At 68.4% G+C, this 16241-nt stretch carries 17 protein-coding genes and 2 rRNA genes; 6 read left to right on the plus strand and 13 right to left on the minus strand.

Annotation, left to right across the window (positions count from 1 at the left end; all coding sequences use genetic code 11):
* The 3 genes from JOD27_RS35240 to JOD27_RS35250 all read left to right on the plus strand — a co-directional run.
* Positions 1-96 (plus strand): 23S ribosomal RNA (locus JOD27_RS35240); the annotation flags it as partial.
* Between the two features lie 87 nt (positions 97-183).
* Positions 184-302 (plus strand): 5S ribosomal RNA (gene rrf / locus JOD27_RS35245).
* 141 nt (positions 303-443) lie between these two features.
* Positions 444-608, plus strand: coding sequence for a hypothetical protein (locus tag JOD27_RS35250; protein ID WP_157985172.1), 165 nt, complete (start codon positions 444-446; stop codon positions 606-608).
* Here JOD27_RS35250 and JOD27_RS35255 read toward each other — a convergent pair.
* On the minus strand, positions 605-1195 hold the full coding sequence (locus JOD27_RS35255) for an LURP-one-related family protein (RefSeq protein WP_204766668.1): 591 nt from the start codon (positions 1193-1195) through the stop codon (positions 605-607). The genes JOD27_RS35250 and JOD27_RS35255 overlap by 4 nt on opposite strands.
* Complete coding sequence (locus JOD27_RS35260) at positions 1192-1551, minus strand: nucleotide pyrophosphohydrolase (protein WP_109642528.1); 360 nt, start codon at positions 1549-1551, stop codon at positions 1192-1194. Before JOD27_RS35260 ends, JOD27_RS35255 begins: the two co-directional genes overlap by 4 nt.
* Positions 1552-1638: 87 nt before the next feature.
* On the opposite strand from JOD27_RS35260, the gene JOD27_RS35265 reads away from it, so the two are divergent.
* Complete coding sequence (locus JOD27_RS35265; RefSeq protein WP_204766669.1) at positions 1639-2439, plus strand: Rossmann-fold NAD(P)-binding domain-containing protein; 801 nt, start codon at positions 1639-1641, stop codon at positions 2437-2439.
* On the opposite strand, the gene JOD27_RS35270 is transcribed toward JOD27_RS35265, so the two are convergent.
* Together JOD27_RS35270 and JOD27_RS35275 are read right to left on the minus strand one after the other, a co-directional pair.
* Positions 2412-3332 (minus strand): hypothetical protein, encoded by a 921-nt coding sequence (locus JOD27_RS35270; protein WP_204766670.1) that lies wholly within the window; start codon positions 3330-3332, stop codon positions 2412-2414. The genes JOD27_RS35265 and JOD27_RS35270 overlap by 28 nt on opposite strands.
* 130 nt (positions 3333-3462) lie before the next feature.
* The gene (locus tag JOD27_RS35275; protein ID WP_204766671.1) at positions 3463-4362 is read right to left on the minus strand and encodes an XRE family transcriptional regulator; all 900 of its coding nucleotides are present in this window, start codon (positions 4360-4362) and stop codon (positions 3463-3465) included.
* A gap of 217 nt (positions 4363-4579) precedes the next feature.
* On the opposite strand from JOD27_RS35275, the gene JOD27_RS35280 reads away from it, so the two are divergent.
* Entirely contained in the window at positions 4580-4762 is a 183-nt protein-coding gene (locus JOD27_RS35280; RefSeq protein ID WP_204766672.1) for a hypothetical protein, read from the plus strand.
* Between the two features lie 27 nt (positions 4763-4789).
* Here the strand turns inward: JOD27_RS35280 and JOD27_RS35285 are convergent, their stop codons facing one another.
* The 7 genes from JOD27_RS35285 to JOD27_RS35315 all read right to left on the minus strand — a co-directional run bounded on the left by JOD27_RS35285 (position 4790) and on the right by JOD27_RS35315 (position 13078).
* Complete coding sequence (locus tag JOD27_RS35285; protein ID WP_204766673.1) at positions 4790-5422, minus strand: hypothetical protein; 633 nt, start codon at positions 5420-5422, stop codon at positions 4790-4792.
* A 68-nt stretch (positions 5423-5490) separates the two neighbouring features.
* Entirely contained in the window at positions 5491-8121 is a 2631-nt protein-coding gene (locus JOD27_RS35290; RefSeq protein ID WP_204766674.1) for an AAA family ATPase, read from the minus strand.
* Complete coding sequence (locus JOD27_RS35295) at positions 8118-8957, minus strand: metallophosphoesterase family protein (RefSeq protein WP_204766675.1); 840 nt, start codon at positions 8955-8957, stop codon at positions 8118-8120. The genes JOD27_RS35290 and JOD27_RS35295 overlap by 4 nt, the downstream gene beginning before the upstream one ends.
* Positions 8954-9352, minus strand: coding sequence for a hypothetical protein (locus tag JOD27_RS35300; RefSeq protein WP_204766676.1), 399 nt, complete (start codon positions 9350-9352; stop codon positions 8954-8956). The genes JOD27_RS35295 and JOD27_RS35300 overlap by 4 nt, the downstream gene beginning before the upstream one ends.
* The gene (locus tag JOD27_RS35305; RefSeq protein WP_204766677.1) at positions 9349-11751 is read right to left on the minus strand and encodes an AAA family ATPase; all 2403 of its coding nucleotides are present in this window, start codon (positions 11749-11751) and stop codon (positions 9349-9351) included. Before JOD27_RS35305 ends, JOD27_RS35300 begins: the two co-directional genes overlap by 4 nt.
* Before the next feature lie 119 nt (positions 11752-11870).
* Positions 11871-12227: a peptidase inhibitor family I36 protein gene (locus JOD27_RS35310; protein WP_204766678.1), complete on the minus strand. Its 357-nt coding sequence runs from the start codon at positions 12225-12227 to the stop codon at positions 11871-11873.
* A gap of 41 nt (positions 12228-12268) precedes the next feature.
* The gene (locus JOD27_RS35315; RefSeq protein WP_204766679.1) at positions 12269-13078 is read right to left on the minus strand and encodes a DUF72 domain-containing protein; all 810 of its coding nucleotides are present in this window, start codon (positions 13076-13078) and stop codon (positions 12269-12271) included.
* A 17-nt stretch (positions 13079-13095) separates the two neighbouring features.
* Here JOD27_RS35315 and JOD27_RS35320 point away from each other — a divergent pair, with 17 nt between their 5' ends.
* Positions 13096-13827, plus strand: a complete 732-nt coding sequence (locus tag JOD27_RS35320; RefSeq protein WP_204766680.1) for an arylamine N-acetyltransferase family protein — start codon at positions 13096-13098, stop codon at positions 13825-13827.
* Here JOD27_RS35320 and JOD27_RS35325 read toward each other — a convergent pair.
* Positions 13782-15494 (minus strand): cellulase family glycosylhydrolase, encoded by a 1713-nt coding sequence (locus tag JOD27_RS35325; RefSeq protein ID WP_307830509.1) that lies wholly within the window; start codon positions 15492-15494, stop codon positions 13782-13784. The genes JOD27_RS35320 and JOD27_RS35325 overlap by 46 nt on opposite strands.
* Positions 15491-16210, minus strand: a complete 720-nt coding sequence (locus JOD27_RS35330; protein ID WP_204766681.1) for a DUF72 domain-containing protein — start codon at positions 16208-16210, stop codon at positions 15491-15493. Before JOD27_RS35330 ends, JOD27_RS35325 begins: the two co-directional genes overlap by 4 nt.
* Positions 16211-16241: the final 31 nt, after the last annotated feature.

Consider the following 16241-nt stretch of genomic DNA (forward strand, 5'->3'; position numbering starts at 1 on the left):
AAGGCCCCCAGCTAGACCACTGGGTTGATAGGCCAGAGGTGGAAGACCGGTAACGGTTGGAGCTGACTGGTACTAATAGGCCGAGGACTTGTTACGAAGACGCTACGCATCCACTGTGCGGTTCTGGAAGAACAACCAGAACCGATGGTCGACGAGAGTCGGCTGGTTGTAATTTCATAGTGTTTCGGTGGTTATAGCGTTGGGGAAACACACCCGGTCCCATTCCGAACCCGGTAGTTAAGCCCTTCTGCGCCGATGGTACTGCACTGGTTACGGTGTGGGAGAGTAGGTCGCCGCCGAACTTAATGTGGCCCTGCGGGTCGAGTTGCCAAAAGCGACTCCCCGCAGGGTTTTTTCATGTTGAGCCGCCGACCGGGTGATGAGACCCGAGCGAGCGGGTGACGTGAGTCAGGCTCGGGTTGCCCGTCCCTACCGTGATCGTCATGAACGATCAGTGGGCAGGGGAGGCACCATTGCGGTGGCGAGCGCGCAGGAGGCGGGGCAGGCACGCCCGCGAGCCCGCGCCGTCCTCGCAGTCAATCCTGCCCGCAGTGCTCGGCGTCGTGCTGCTGGTGTGCCTGATTCTCCTCCTGCTGACGTACCTCTAGCGGGACTGCAGCGCGTCGAGCGCGACGGCCTGAGCGATCACGAGCCGGCGGTCGACGCCAGGATCCTGGATCTTGACGAGGTAGTGGTCTCGGATCCAGGTCTTCTTGTCGACGCTGAACACGGGAGCGCCGTTCTCCGTGGTGAAGTCGAAGTGATACCGCAAGGGGAACGGCGCTTCGCCCACGAAAGGGATCCACTGCCACAGCCGGCGAACGACCGCGACGATCTTGTTCCGCTCCGAGCCCGTCGTCGTTCCCCAGTTCGGCTGCTCGAGGTGCCACGTCGAGTTCATCAACGACCGCGCGAAGTCCTTGCGGAACAACCCGATCGACCGGCCGTTCGCGTCGGTCACGTCGTAGCCGCTGCCCAGGTCGAGCGCCTTGCGGGCGTTGAACTCGAACAGCACCTGGCTCTTCGACGAGTCGGTGTAGATCGTGATCCGCTCCTTGATCTTGAACTTCTTCTGCTCGGCGAAGCCGACCAGCTCGCCGGGTTGGCCGTTGTCGTCGACGAAGACCTCGTAGCGGTTGGTCATGAACGTGACCTTCTGGTGCACGTGCAGGACCTGCACGTTCTGCAGACTCACAACTCACCCTTCTCGACAGGCACCGGCCGCAGGTCCCCCGTGGGAAACCGCCGCTCATTGCGCTCGATCTTGGCGAACGCGGCCTCGACGAGGTCGACACCGAGCTTGTCCGCCAGCCTGGTGAGGTAGTGCATCACGTCCGCGAGCTCATCGCGCACGTTCCAGGCGAGGTCTGGGTCTTTCATCGCATTCTTCGCCTCTTCGGGCGTGAGCCACTGGAAGAGGTCGGTGAGTTCGCCGACCTCCGCGGACAACGCCATCACCAGGTTCTTGGGCGTGTGGTAGCTGTCCCAGTCGCGGGCAGCGGCGAACGCCCGCAACGCATCCCTCAGGTCCACGAGATCACGCTCACTCATGCCCACTAAGTACCACGTAGACGAACGAGCAAGAATGCCGGTCGATCAGGCATGGATCGTCCGCGTCAATGTTGATTGGCTCTGGTCATGTCAACATTGAGCGGAATCAAGCCGTCAACGATCCTCGTGCTCGGCGCCACCGGCAAGACCGGTCGTCGCGTCACCGAACTTCTCGGCCAGGCGGGGCGGCCCGCGTCGAGGTCGTCGGCGACGAAGTTCGACTGGACCGCCCCCAGTACCTGGGAACCGGCCCTCGCCGACACCACCGCGGTCTACGTCGTCCCGCCGGAGAACCCAGCACTGCTTGCGGAGTTCGTGGCTCTCGCGGTGAAGCTCGGGGTCACCCGGTTCGTGCTGCTGTCCATGCGCGGTGCACCGGACGACGACCCGTTCGAAGAGGCGATCAAGTCGTCCGGTGTCGAGTGGACGATCCTGCGGCCGACGTGGTTCATGCAGAACTTCGACGAGGACCTGTTCGCCGCGCCCGTCCGGCACGGTGAGCTGGCGGTACCCGCTGGTCAGGGCATCCACCCGTTCATTGATGTACTGGATATCGCCGAGGTCGCCGTCGTCGCAGTGACCGAAGCAGGGCACGCGGGGCAGACCTACGACCTGAGCGGGCCGGAGTCGTTGTCGTTCGCCGAGATGCTGGCGCGGATCGTCGAGGTGACTGGCGACCCGGTCCTCTACACCGACGTCGCCCCGGACGAGTTCGCCGCGTCGATGCGGGCGCTGGGCTACCCCGACGAGATCGCCGACCTCGTCACCATGTTGCTCGTGCGCATCCGCACGGGAGCCGAGGCGCACCTGTCCGACGGTGTGCAGCGGGTTCTCGGCCGTGAGCCGCGAACGTTCGCGGACTACTTGGGCAGCAGCAGCTTCGCCTGAAGACCGCGCGTGCCCTCGTTGGTGATCACGGCTTCGCAGAGCGCGCGCCCCGTGCGTGCGCGCCACTCCTGCGCCATGTCGCAGTAGCGCAGGCCCATCGCGTAGCTGAGCTGGCCGATGAGTTCGCCTTCGAGGAGCACCTCGAGGGTGTGCTCGCCGACGTGCGTGCCGTGGCTGATGCGGCAGTCGCGGAGTTCAGCGATGACATGGACGGGTGTCCGGCCGTTGACCACGCGGTGCAGCACGTGCTGATGGGCTTCCTCGCCGATTACAGTGACCTGCTGCTCGGCGGGCATCGTCGGCGCCGTGCCGAGGGCCTCGTGGTCGAGCAGCAGCAGCCGCGGAACTCCGAGGTGCAGGTGCACGCCGTAGTGGCGCTGGCCGCCGCCCATGATCCGGGCAGGACACGAGCCGACCTCGCCGCGTCGCGCCAGTTCGAGAAGAAGTGGCTGGTAGTCGGCTGCCTGGTCACCGCGCAGGTAGCCGGCGGTGATCGCGGACCCGTCACCGCGCAGCAGGTCGACCCGGACGGCGTGCTCGTCGTGCCGGTTGGCGGATTCCGGCACGAGCACCGCGGTCGCCGGAATGGCGTCGTCCAGGTAACGCGCGGACGCGTGCCGGGCGACCTCCGAGATGGCGTCCTGGTAGTGCGACTCCCCGACGATCGCGACCCGCCCCGCCGTGGACAGGCGCCGGATGCGGGTGCGGGTGCGCGTCGGGACGACCTGCTCGGAGGTCGCTCTGTTCTTGGTGCCGATGAACATCAACCCGAACAACGCGAGCCCGATGACGAAGCCCAGCGGGCCGAAAGCAACGGTCAGAACCAGCGCGAGAACGGCGACAGCGATCAGGACTGCGGCAGGCGAAGGCTCTGTGCGTTGCTGCATCGTCATGGGCCGTCCTCACGACTCGACATCCCCGTCACTCTCAGTGTCGGGGATGTCGGGCGATGTGTTTCAGAAATCGCTCGTTTGGCCTAGTACAACTGGCTTGGCACTCCAGCCCGTAACCGACAACGGTCGATCAGTGGACCAGGGTGAGGCGAGCGCGTCCTCGCGGTCCTGGTTCTCCGCCACCTGGCAGCGCAGTGAGGACGAGGCCGAACACCAGGCCGTTGAGCTCTTCCAGGCCGAGGTTCAGTTCTTTGGCGACGTGCAGGGGAGTCGAGCCGTTCTCGCGCAACACCTTGAACACCTTTGTGAGCAGCTTCGACGTCTCGCGGCGGGCCATGCCGCCCCTGAAGTCGTTGTGCGCCCTCGTCCTGGCCGTGAACCGGTCCTTCGCGACGTGCCAGTGCAGGTGGTTCGTGCCGGGCAGTTGCTCGTGCGGCATGAGGAACTCGGCGGCGAACTCCTCCGGCTCGTCGTGTCCCAGCAGGACGGCGAGCTGGACGGCCGCGTCGAACCGCGCCTGCTCCGGCGTCGCCGTCGGGTTGAGGAACACGTACGGGGTTCCGTTGTGCCAGAAGGAGAACGCTTCCTCGGCGGCGCAGTCGACCGGCAGCGAGAACACCCGGACGCCGTGGGACTCCAGCAGCTGCACCATGTTCGGTGCCGGCGCGATGTCGAGCCGCCACGCCCGGCGGGTGTCGCCCGGCGACGTCGTCGGCGGCGGCAGGTCCGGCTGGGGCAGCACGAACAGACGCTCCAGCCAGGCGTTGAACTCGATCGCGAGCTGCGCCGCGGCCTTCGCCTGGCTGTCGACCGCCGTGCCCTGCGGCCGGGGCGGTTCCGGTGCGGTGAGGAAGGCCGCGGGGAACCCGAGCGCACCGGCCAGCGACTCGGTCGTGGCGGGCTTGGGTCTGCGCAGGCCGCGTTCGTACTCGCCGATGGCCCGTGCCGGCACCCCGGACTTGCGCGCCAGTTCGGCCGCGGTGAGGCCGCGCCGGGTGCGGGCGAGCGTGAGTCGCGACGGGGTGAGCATGATCGAGCCATTCTCACCTCTGGCGCGGCCGGGCGCCACGCGGGGGCGGTGAGTCCGATCGGTTGCGCTTGGGCCGCTCGGACCACGGCGGTGGACAGCCTTGGCCTACGTGCGGGGTGACCGAGGCGAAGCCGCTGGTGGTCACCGGCGCCGTGGACGACGCCGAACTGCACCGCCTGACGGCGTCGTTGTTCAAGGATCTCCGCACGACCGGGCTGTGAAGGTCGTCCGGACCGAGACCGAAGCACCGGCCAACACCAAGTCGGGCACGGGGGCACAGCTCGGCGAGCTGATCATCACCCGGCACGTTCTCGACGGCGACGACCGCCACCCTGGGGAAGGTGATCACCGCCTACATCGGCCGCACCAAGGCCAGGTCGGTCGTCTGGCGGGACGGTGACCGCAAGGTCGAGCTCACCGGCGTAGCTCAGCGGCGCAGGGCGATGGGGAAGTCCACCTCCTCCGGACCGTCCACATTGGGCGTTCTGGTCTGCGGGAAGTTCATCGGCGGCAACGGGATCCGGTGCGCCCACCGTTCGATGATCTGGTTCTGAGGGGTGGGCTCCGGTTGCGACACCTCGCGCAACACCACGAGCCGATCCTCCAGCTGCACCGGGTACGTGACGAGGAACCACAGCTTGAGCCCCTCGCTGCGCGCGTTCTCGAACAGCGCGAACTGGTCGTGGTCGTTGTCCCGCATCATCGCGGTGATCGCGGGCCCCTTCGCGTAGTCGCTGCGCAACGGCGCGTCCGGCGACCCCGTTCCCCGATTGCCCTGCAACGTGCCGAGCAGGATCGGCCGCGACGGATGCCGCACCAGCCCGGCGTTCCAGTGATCGAGCCGCTGCCACCCCTCACCCGCCAGCAGCTCCCGCAACGTGCCGACCCGGTGGATCCAGTCGAGCAACCCCGGCGCGTTGGTGGGCCCGAACGGCGGCGAGGCGGCCCGCGCGTCGATGCCGGCGGCGATCGCCCGGTCCAGCACGGACAGGCGCAGGCCCAGCTCGGCCAGCCGCTCGTCGGTGGTCGGGGTCAGCTTGCGGAAGGCGGCGTTGGTCATGGGATCGACCGTAGCGACGGGGTCTGACAATTCCGGGAAACCGCAGGTCGGATACGTCGCGTCCAGAGTCAGGCCGCCACGGGCGTGAGCTGGTGCAGCACGTCCCGCTCACCCAGCCGTTCCTCCGCCCACTCCACCACGGCGTTCTCCTGCGCGAACACCACGATCTGCCGGTCCTCCGACAATCGCAGCAACAGATCCAGCACCGCCCGCGTGCGGGCATCGTCCGCCTGCACGGTGACGTCGTCCAGCAACAACGGACATGCCTCGGTCGCGAGGTGTTGAGCGAGCGCCACCCGCAGCAGCAGATAAACCTGCTCGGCCGTGCCCAACGACAACAACGAAGCCAGGTGCCACGACTCAGAGGCCGTGCACACGCGCACGGTCAGCGACAACGGATCCACGGCCGCGTCCACGTACCGCCCGTCGGTTACCAACGGCAGCCACGAACGAAGGGTGTTCTCCAGCGCCGGAGCGATCGTGCTGTGCACCTTCTCCCGGGCCGCGGTCAGGTAGCGCGAGGCCAGGTCGATCGCCTCGACCTCGGCTGTCACGTCGGCCAGCTCGGCGGCGGCGGCCTGCATCGCCTCCTCCGCCTCGGCGACGCTGGGCAGGTCGCGGGCGAGTTCGGCGACGGCCGCGGCCAGGGAGTCGCACGACGCGGCCAGGGAGGGGTCGACCGGGGCGCAGGCGGCGTAGCGCAGGGCGTCCGCCTGCAGGTAGGCGTGGTGGGTCTGGGCGGCGGAGAGCTTGGTCTCCAGGTCGTCGAGCGTGCCGTCGGCCAGGAGCACCTGCAGTTCGGCCCACGCGTTGCGTTCCTCCTCGGCCTCGCGCAGCCTCCGGTCCCAGCCGCGTTGCCACTCGGCGATCGCGCGCAGCAGGTCTTCCGGGCGTTCGCCGGAGCCGCCGATCGCGGTCACGGCCTCGCGCAGCAGGATCAGGGCGCGGTGGTGGGCGGCGGTGGCCTCGGCGACGGTCGCTTCCGCCAGGAGACGGTCCTCCAAAGCCTGTGCCAGCAACGGACGCTGAGCGGCCATCAACGCCTGGCGTGCCCGGACCTTGCAGTCGGTTTCGTAGTCGATCAGCAGGTTCGGCACGGACATCGCGTTGTCGACCTTGCCGCGGGCGGCCAGTTCCACGCGGACGACCTTCTCCGTGCGCGCCACCTCGCACAGCAGGTCGGCGTGCTCGGCCTCCCACGCGGCGCGGTTGGCCAGGCGCCACAACGTTTCGCGGTCCGGCGGGATGCCCAGCGACGCGCACGTGCCGGCGGCCTCGTCGTGGACGCGAACGGCTTCGAGGGCGACGGCGCGCTGTCCCTCGGCCTCCGCCAGTTTGCGGTCCGCGACGAACAACAGGCCTCGCGCCTGGTTGGCGGCTGCGGCGCGGTCGGCGGCGAAGGCCACGGCGGCTTCGCGCTGGGGTGCGTTGCCGCGGGCCAGGGCTCCGCCGACGCCGGCGACCAGCGCGGCGACGAGGACACCCGCGGCGGCCGTCTCCTGGTCCACCAGGAAGAGCAGCAGGCCGACCAGCGACGTCAGGCAGCTCAGGGCCAGCAGAGCGTTGCGCAGGAACGGGTTCGGCATCGCGATTTCCTGCACACGCGCGGCCGCGACGTCGGCCTCGACCTGAGCGCGCGCGGCGTTGGCGGCGGCTTCGTCCTGGTACTGGCGGGCGGTGTCCACCTCGATGGACGCGGTCGTCAGGCGGGAGCCGCTGGCCGGGTCCAGGCGTGTGGCCAAGCCGCGCAGGACCGCCGGTTCCGCGGTCGTGGCGGGCGACGGGCGGCGCTCGTTGTGGGCCGCGGCGACCGCGGCGGCGGTCTCGTAGGCGCTGGCGACGACGCGGAGGTCGTCGTCGACCGCGGTCTCGCCGAGCGGGAAGTCCGGAATGGCTTCCAGCTCGCCTTCCAGCGTCGCCGCCGAAGGTCCGGTCAGCACGCGCGGGGTGGGGGCGGCGCGCCACGCGGCCAGCGCGCGGTTGACCACGTGGGTCAGTTCCTCCTGCGCTGCCAGGCCGGACGGCGGTTTGTCGCCGAAGCGCTCCTGCAGTTCGGCCAGGCGAGCCGCGCGGGTGGTGAGCGCCTCCAACGTGAGAGCGTGCGACTGGACGGCCAACCGGGCGCGTGCCGCGGCGGCGGAACGGGCCTGGGCGCACAGTTCCAGATAACGCGAATGCTCCCGACGGGCCGCCACCAGGTCGGTTTCCGCTTCACGCAAGCGGTTGCGGGCGTTGTGCAACGCGTCGACAGGGGCGTTCAGCCGCAGCAACGCCTGCTCTACGGTGCCGTCGGTGCCCGCGGTGGCGGCGGCGCGGCGCAGGTGGTCCTGCAGGCCGTCGGCCGCGTCGAGCACCGACAACAGCTGAGCCTGGTCGACGCACGCGGTGGCGGCGAACGACATGCGGTCCAAGCCCACGTGGCGTGCGATGTCCTCGCAGGTGTCGTCGTCGAGGTCGCGGTCGACTGAAACAACCTCGCCGGAGTCCAGCGACACCGTCGCCGACACCCGCCACGACTCGCCTTGCCACGGGCGGTACCGCGGCGACGGTTCGCCGCACAGGGCCGCGCGGATGGCGGCGTGCCAGGACGACTTCGCGGACTCGTTCGCTCCCGACACCACGGTCAGGCCCGCCGCCAGCGGCAGCGTCCTGTCGTGCAGAGGCCCGAAGGCGTGCGCGGTCACCGATTCGATCCTCATCGCTCCTCCAACGCGCGCAGGCCCTTGGCGAGCACCCGGCCGCGCAACGCCGTGTCCAGGGACGGATCCGCGAGCACGTCACGCACGAACTGGCCGCGCACGGTTCGCTCAGCGGCCACGGAATCGAAGTCCAGCAAAGGAAACGCCTCGGTGTGTTCCGCCAGCAGCCCGAGCGACTTCGACGCCGACACGTCGAACACCTCGCGCGACACCGTTCCGTCCTCGTGCACGGTGCACAGAACGGCTCCGCGCTCGCCGGTTTCGCCCGGTGTCAACGGATCCGGGTTGCCGGGGAACGTGTACCGCGCGGCGTGCTCCGGCGTGTGCACATGGCCCAGGAAGGCGTGGTCCAGTCCCGTGATCGCGACGTCGTCCGGCGTGGATCCGTGGCACAGCGCCAGGTTCACGCCGGACCGGTTCACCGCGAAACCGTCCAGGAAGTCGCGCGCGGGACCAGGTCCCACGTGCGCGGCGCCCCACAGCGTGACGCCGTCGGCGAGCTCCACGGGCGTCAGGTTCTCCGAGGAGAACACGTGCACGTTCGGCGTCCAGTCCACCTGCTGGTAGACCGACTGCGCTCCGTACCAGTCGTCGTTGCCCGGCGCCAGGAACACCGGCACCGAGCAGTCGAACGACGAGCGCAGGAACGAGGCCGTGGAGGGGGAGCAACGATCGTGCTCGTACAGGTCGCCGGCGCAGAGCATCGCGTCGACGCGCGATTCCTCCGCGAGATCGACGATGCGGCCCAGAGTTTCGCGCAACGCCCGGCGTCGCGCGGGACCCGCGTTGGCGAAGCGGGTATCCAGGTGCAGGTCCGCGAACAGCAGCAGTTTCACGGGAGCCCTCGGGTGAGGTCGATGGTGCCGGACAGGGTCAGGGTCGGCTGAAGCGCTTCGACGACGGACGTGGTGTCCGTGTGCCAGCCGCGCAGTTCCGCGACGGTCGGGGTCAGTTCGTAGCCGTGGTGCCGGATCGCGCGGCTCAGCGCGTGCCATAGCTGCGAGGCGTCGTGCGCCACGTCCGCGTCCACATGGGACGGGAGATTGATCAGCAACGCGTGCACGGGCTGGTCGGTGTTCTCGGCACCGCAGGCGCGGGCGACCGACCGTTCCACCGCCGTGCGCAACAGCTCGGCGCAGCACCGGATCCGCACGCCGTCGAGCTGCTCCGGGCGCGCCAGCAGGTTGCCCACGCAGATCAGGCGGTCCTGGACGTCGGAAGGGAGACTCATCGCTGCAACCACCCCGCGAGCAGTTCGGTGTCGCGGATCAGCACGTCCAGATCGCCGCCGTCGCCACCGACACGGCACGCCTGCAGCAGGTCCACCGCCCACGAGCCGACGACGTCCTCCAGATGCCGCAACAGCTTTCCCTGCTCGGCGAGGTCGTCGAGCACGGCCAGCGCGATCTTCTGCCTGGTCGTCAACGCGCACTCCAGTACGCGTTCGACCTCGGCGTGCGGCATGCCGCGCCCGAGCCGTTCGCGCCGGAACCGGGCGTGCGAAGCGGCTTCCAGCGCGGCCCGGCAGCACGACGCCACGAGCTCGGCCCTCAACGCCTCCGGCAGGTCTTCGTCACCACGCATCGCACGCGCGTCGTTCAGGCACCGGCCGACGGGATCGTCGGACATGCGCACCTGCACGACGGATTCCTCGCCGCGGCACACCTCCCAGACGGTCGCCGGGAGCCTGAGCCGCCGCAGCGCCTCCACCAGCCGTTCGTCGTGCGTGAAGACGACGACCTGACGGGTCAGCCCGACGTCGGCGAGAACCTGGGCCAATCCGTCCACTTTGGACGGATCCATCGCCTGCACCGGGTCGTCGATCACCACGAACCGGAACGGGCTCTCGTCCACCATCGCGCGCGGCAGGAACAACGCGAGCCCCAGCGAGTGCAGCTCACCCTGGCTCATCACCGCCAGCGCCGAGTTCGAGACGCCGTCGACCGACACGTCCAGCTCGACGTTGCGCGTGCCGCCGAGCCGCACCGCGCCCAGGTCGACGTTGCTCTGCTGCCGCAGTCGTTGCCAGATCCGTTGCGACTCCTTGGCGAACGGCGCGATGCGCTCGGCCCGCAGCGTCGCCGCGGTCTTGCGGATCCAGTTCTCGGCCTCGGTCACGTCGGCGAGCACCTCGGCGTCCGCAAGCGCTTGCTGCGCCTGGGAGTGCCATTCGAACAACGCGATCGCCATCGGCCGCCACACGAGGTCGCGCCGGTCGATCTGCTCGCGTGCCACCGACTTCACCGTCTCGATCGTCGCCACGAGCTCGGCGTAGCGGTCGAAGAGCTCGCGCCGCAGCCGCACCGGGTCGTCGATCGAGACGCAGTCGTACCACGCCTGCCAGGCCTGCAGCGCGGAGGTCGTGTCGAGCATGTCCTGCGCTTCCAGCAGCACGTCCGGCGCCGGCTGGCACAACGCCCGCGCGGCCGCGACCGCCACGTCGAGCCGGTCCGCGGCGTCGTGCAGCTCCGCGGCGGCCTTGGCGAGGTGCTCGGCGCGTTCCTTGGCCTTGGCGAGCCACAGCCCGTCGAGCCTGCCGAGGTCGCACACCGGGCACGCCTGGTTGCCGCCGGACTCCTGCAGCTGGATGGCGAGCCGCAGGATCTCGCTGCACCGCAACGAGTCCTGCGCGTTGTCCGTCGCCACCATGGTCACCGCGCCGAGCGCCAGGTCCAGGGTCTCGCGGCACCGGTCGATCTCGTCGTCGGGCGGCGGCGCCAGGTCCACGATCTGGTGCAGCAGGCTGGTCCCGCCGGCGACGTCCGCGCCCAGCGCCAGGTCCGCGATCGCGTCGAGGTCGGGGGAGTCGCTGCCGAGCAGCTCGGCGGCACGGCGGGCGCGTTCGTCAGGGGACGCCGCCAGCTCCGCGCGCACACGTTCCCGCCGGTCGTAGGGACGGGCGACGATCTCGGCGAGGCGTTTGCGGTGCTCGGCGAGAGACTGCTGTGCCTCGGTTATGGCTTCCAACCCCAGTAGACGGTGCAACGCCTCGTAGAGGTCCTCAGGCTGTGCGTCGAGGACGGTCCCCAGCTCGCTGTAGGGCAGGAACGGCCGGTAGGTCTCCAGCGCGTCGTGCCATCTCCGGCCGTCGAACGGCTCGTCGTCCTGCGTCCACTCGCCCTGAGCCAGGTCCTCGTCGGCCGCCCAGCGTCTTCGGATCGTCGTCCGGTCCGCTTGCCCGGCTTGGACGAGCTCCAGTTCGACGGCGGTGTCGTTCTGGTGCAGGTTGCGCCAGCCCTGCCGCCACACGTCGTGCCGTGCACGGGTCCAGCGGGCGTTGTAGCCGGTCAGCGCCAGTTCCGCGGCCTCGGCGAAGCTCGACTTGCCAGAGCCGTTGCGTCCGGTGACGACCGTCAGACCCGGTCCCGGCGCCAGCGGCAGGCGTGCCTGGGGACCGATGCCGCGGAAGCCGCGCACCCGGATCTCGGACACGAAGATCCCCTGGCCGGGCCCGTCCGTCTGCTCCTTCGGCGCCTCCTCCTCGGCGGGCACGCCGGTGAGCGCGCGGTCCAATGCCGCTTCCCCGCGGCACGCCGCGATCACCAGTTCCGCCGCACGTGGGGTGAGATCGTCTTTGGCCAGTCGCCCGGCCATCAGTTCGAGTAACCCGGCTTCACCCGCCACGGTCACATTTCCTCCAGCTGCCACCACTCGATAGGGCGGCAACTTAGGCACCAAATGAGACCTACTGGTGAGTACTCACACGATCGGGTGGTGTTACATAGGGTGACTAAAGTAGTTCGGCCTCGTTATGGACCCCACACCTCGAGCGCCCGGATCACGAAGTACGCGTCGGGCACGTAGGTGCCGTGTTTGGGGTACGTGGTGAACTCCGCCTCGGTGGAGCAGTTCTCCCGCTGATAGACGGTCGCGTCCCTGCTCAGGCGGTTGACGAAGGACTTGCCGACGACGTTCAGCGGGATGCACTCGCCGGGGTTCGCGGTCTCCAGGTCGAGGCGCTGGACGGCCCCCGTGTAGTCGGGCCCGGCCCACACGCAGAACTCGCCCTTGTCGCAGCTCTTGTCACTCTGCGCTACGGCGATCCCACTCGAGGCAACCGCTCCTGCGGTGATCACCAATGCGGCGATGAGGCTCTTCGTCGACATGTGGGCGCACCTCCGTCTGGATCAGTGTGCGTCCGTTTGGGTCAAACCGCCAGACGATCTTGGAGCGCTTTGGCGTCGCGCGGGGCGTAGGCCTTGGCATCGTTGTCGAAGTAGACGAACACGTCGTGGTGCCGGCGCCACTTTCGGATCTTGGTCGCCCACATGTCGAGGCCTTCGTCGGTGTAGCCGCTGACGTACAGCTCGTCGTGGCCGTGCAGCCGCACGTAGACGAAGTCGCTCGTGACCTCTTCGATCAACGGGTACTTGCCGGCCGCGTCGGCGATGACCAGTGCGATGTCGTGGCGTTTGAGCAGGTCGCAGAACTCAGGTGTCGTGAAGCTGTCGTGGCGGATCTCGAGCGCGTGCCGCATCGGGCGTTCGGCGTCCGTCGTGGTGTGGGCCGGATCGACGCGGTGGTCGTGGCGTTTCGCGATCTCGGCGGCTTCGGTGGTGGTGCGGGGGAGGCCCTCGAAGAAGCGGGTCAGCAGGTCGGCGTCGAACTGCAGCGTGGGAGGGAGCTGCCAGAGGATCGGGCCGAGCTTCGGGCCCAGCGCGAGGACGCCGGACGCGAGGTAGTTTGCGAGGAGCTCCTTGCCGTCCTTGAGGCGCTTCATGTGCGTGATGAACCGGCTGCCCTTCACCGCGAACACGAAGTCGTCCGGGGTCTCGGCGGCCCACTTCTGGTAGCTCGACGGGCGTTGCAGCGAGTAGAAGGAGCCGTTGATCTCCACGGAGTTGAGCTGCTCGCTCAGGTAGGCCAGCTCGCGCTTCTGCGTGACGCCCTTGGGGTAGAACGTGCCGCGCCAAGGTGGGTACACCCACCCCGAAGTACCGATCCTGACCTCGCCCATGTGGTTATCGTGGCACGGTGGAGGCTTACCTACAGCGCATCGGCGCATCGCGGGACTCGTCGTTGGCGGAGCTGCACGAACGGCACCTGCTGAGCGTCCCGTTCGAGAACCTCGACACCCACATGGACACGAGGATCGTGCTGAAGATCCCGTGGCTGTACGACAAGATCGTGGTGCGGCGGAGGGGCGGGTTCTGCTACGAGCTCAACGGGTTGTTCGCGGAGTTGTTGCGGCACTTGGGGTACGACGTCCAGCTGCTGGCGGCGCGGGTGTTCAACGGCGAGGCGTTCGGTCCCCTGTTCGACCACCTGGCGCTGCTGGTCGACGACGCGTGGCTGGTGGACGTCGGGTTCGGGGCCTTCACGCTGCACCCGCTGTCGTGGACGTCGAGGGAGGACCAGGAGGACCCGTTCGGCGTGTTCCGGCTGGTGGATGCCGGCGACGACGTGGACGTGCTGATGGACGGTCAGCCCACTTACCGGCTGGAACGGCGGCCGCGCTCGCTGGCCGAGTTCGTGCCGACCTGCTGGTGGCAGCAGACCGCGCCCGAGTCGGGCTTCCGCAAGGGGCCACGGGCGACGCTGGCGCGCCTGGACGGGCGAATCACGGTGACGAACGAGAAGGTCGTGATCACGAAAGACGGCCACAAGACCTCGACTCCGGTCGAGGATCCTGCGGCCGCGTTTCTTCAGTACTTCGGCATTCACTTCCGGCAGAGCAACGCGTCCGGTGTCCTGCGCCAGTTGTAGGCGACACCGGCGATGTGCTCGTCCTGCGCGCACTGGCCCTTGTAGTGCCCGTTGGCCCAGTCGCCGCCCTGGTCCGGCAGGTTGTCGCCGCGGTCGAACCACAGCACCCGTGAGTTGCTTCCGGTGGCGATCGGTGCGCAGATCAGCGTGAAGCTCACGTACCCGACGGCCGCGTTTCCTTGCGGACATTGGAGTTTCGTGTAGCCGACGGCCCAGTCGTCGGTCACGTGCTGCTCGTTGGTGACCCTGGTCGTATTGCTCCACTGTGGACCGCTGACGCACAGGCCGCGGTTGCCGGTGTGGCTGACGCCGACGAGCTTTTCGTTCTGCGGACAGGATTCCTTGAGGAGCATGTTCCACCGGGTCTCGCGCGGGATCTGTCCGGTTCGTTGCGGGGCATTGACGAGACGGTTCCAGGCCGGCGCGCGCCAGTCGTCGCCGTCGTTGACACCCATGCGGTTTCCGTCGGCGTCCCAGTGCAACAGTGCCCAGCCGTTGCCACGACGGTTGTCGTGGAACCCGACCAACGGCCAGTACGCGAAGTCCGCGTCCGCCGCGATCAGGTGGTTCACGAACCGCTCGAACCAGTCGCGCGCCTTGGGGTTGCTCTCCTCACGGCCGCCGACGCCGAACTCGCTGATCCACAACGGCGCGGTGAAGTGCTTCTGCGCCTCGGTGACGTAGAACGCCTGGCGCTGCAGGACATCCGTCAGCTCCTGCGGCGACAGGTCCTGGTAGCGCGGGTCGCTCGTCTCGCCGGTTCCCGTCGCGCCGCTGTGGTTCGGCCCGGTGTAGCCGTAGAAGTGGGCGGAGTAGACGAGCTTGTCGGGGTTCGCGAGCGTGTGGCTGAGGTATCGCACGGGCTCCAGCGTCGGCCGTCCGTGCGCGAAGCCGTCGACGGGGATGCCGGTCCAGTTGATGCCTTCCACGATGACCAGCAGATCGGGTGCCGTCTGCTGGATGCGGTCCGCGGCCTGCTGCGAGGCCTTGTGCCAGTCGTGGTCGTTGCCCCAGCCCCAGTTCGGGTCGTCCCAGATGTTGCGGCGCACCTCGTTGTAGAGGTCCGCGCCGACGACGCGTTTGTTGGCCTTGTAGCGGCCGGCCATGAACGCCCAGTCGTTGATCCACTGATCCGTGCTCTGGCTGGTGTTCCACCGCTCGTTGCCGTCGACGCCGCAACACCACCTCGACGTGGTGGTGTGGTTGTTGAGGATGACGGCGAGGTTGTTGCGCGTCAGTTCTTCGATGACCGCGTCGTAGATCTCGAGCGGCCGTTTGCCGTTGAGCAGCGCGTCTTTCAGGCCGTTGACCGGGTTGGTGTCCTTGATCATCTGGTTGGAGAACGGCAGCCGGACGCTGTTGACGCCGATCTCCTTGAAGCCGCTGATGATCGTCGCCAAGGTCGTGCGGTCCAGCCCGAGAGGGACCTGGTCGGCCTTCTCGCCGGCGTGGTGGTTGGAGGGGTCGTTGATGTCGCCGGAACCGTTCCAGGTGCCGCTCGCACCGTGCCAGTTGCCGGACTTCAGCTTGAAGCGGTCGCCGTTGGCGTCGACGATCCACCGTCCGCGCGTGCTCAGCGGGCCGGTCCAGGACGCCGGTTCCGCCTGCGCGGGAGCTACGAGACTCGCGGCCAGGAGCAGGGTGGCCGAGACGCGAGCAATCTTCACGTATGTGACGCTAGCGGCACGCCGAGGCGTTGCGCCAGCTTTTGGGCGTTGCCCGGCGCGGCACCTTTCATGGTGTTGTCGAAGTAGACGAACGTGTCGCGGTCCCAGTCGCGGATCTTGCTCGCCCACTCGTCCAGCTGTTCGTCGCTGTAGGAGCTGATGTACAGCTCGTCGTGGCCGTGCAGGCGGATGTAGGCGAAGTCGGCGGTGACGGCCTCGATACACGGGAACGTCGGCGCGTCGGACACGACGTGGGCGACGTTGTGCTGCTGCAGAAGATCGAAGTAGGCGTCGGTGCGGAACGACTCGTGGCGCGGCTCGAAGGCGTGCCTGCCCGGCGGGAGGGCGGCGAGGAAGTCCTTCAGGACCGCGGGATCGAAGCGCAGGGTGGACGGCAGCTGCCAGAGGATCGGGCCCTGCTTGGTGCCGAGCGCGAGCGAGGACGTGAAGTTCTGCAGTGCGTCCTCGATGTGGCGCAGGCGTTTGTGGTGCGTGATCAGTCGCGAGCCCTTGACGGCGAACAGGAAGTCGTCCGGGGTCTCGGCCGCCCACTTCTGGTAGCTCGACGGTGGCTGGAGCCGGTAGAACGAGCCGTTGATCTCGATCGTGCCGAAGTGCCTGGCCAGGTGGCTGAGCCAGCGCCGTTGCGGGATGCCGCGGTAGAAGCCGTCGCGCCATTCCGGGTAGCGCCAGCCCGACGTGCCGACCCTGATCACGCGTTCCGGATATCCAGGCCGGGCTGTAGCT

The organism is Lentzea nigeriaca, assembly GCF_016907955.1.
Taxonomy (GTDB): domain Bacteria; phylum Actinomycetota; class Actinomycetes; order Mycobacteriales; family Pseudonocardiaceae; genus Lentzea; species Lentzea nigeriaca.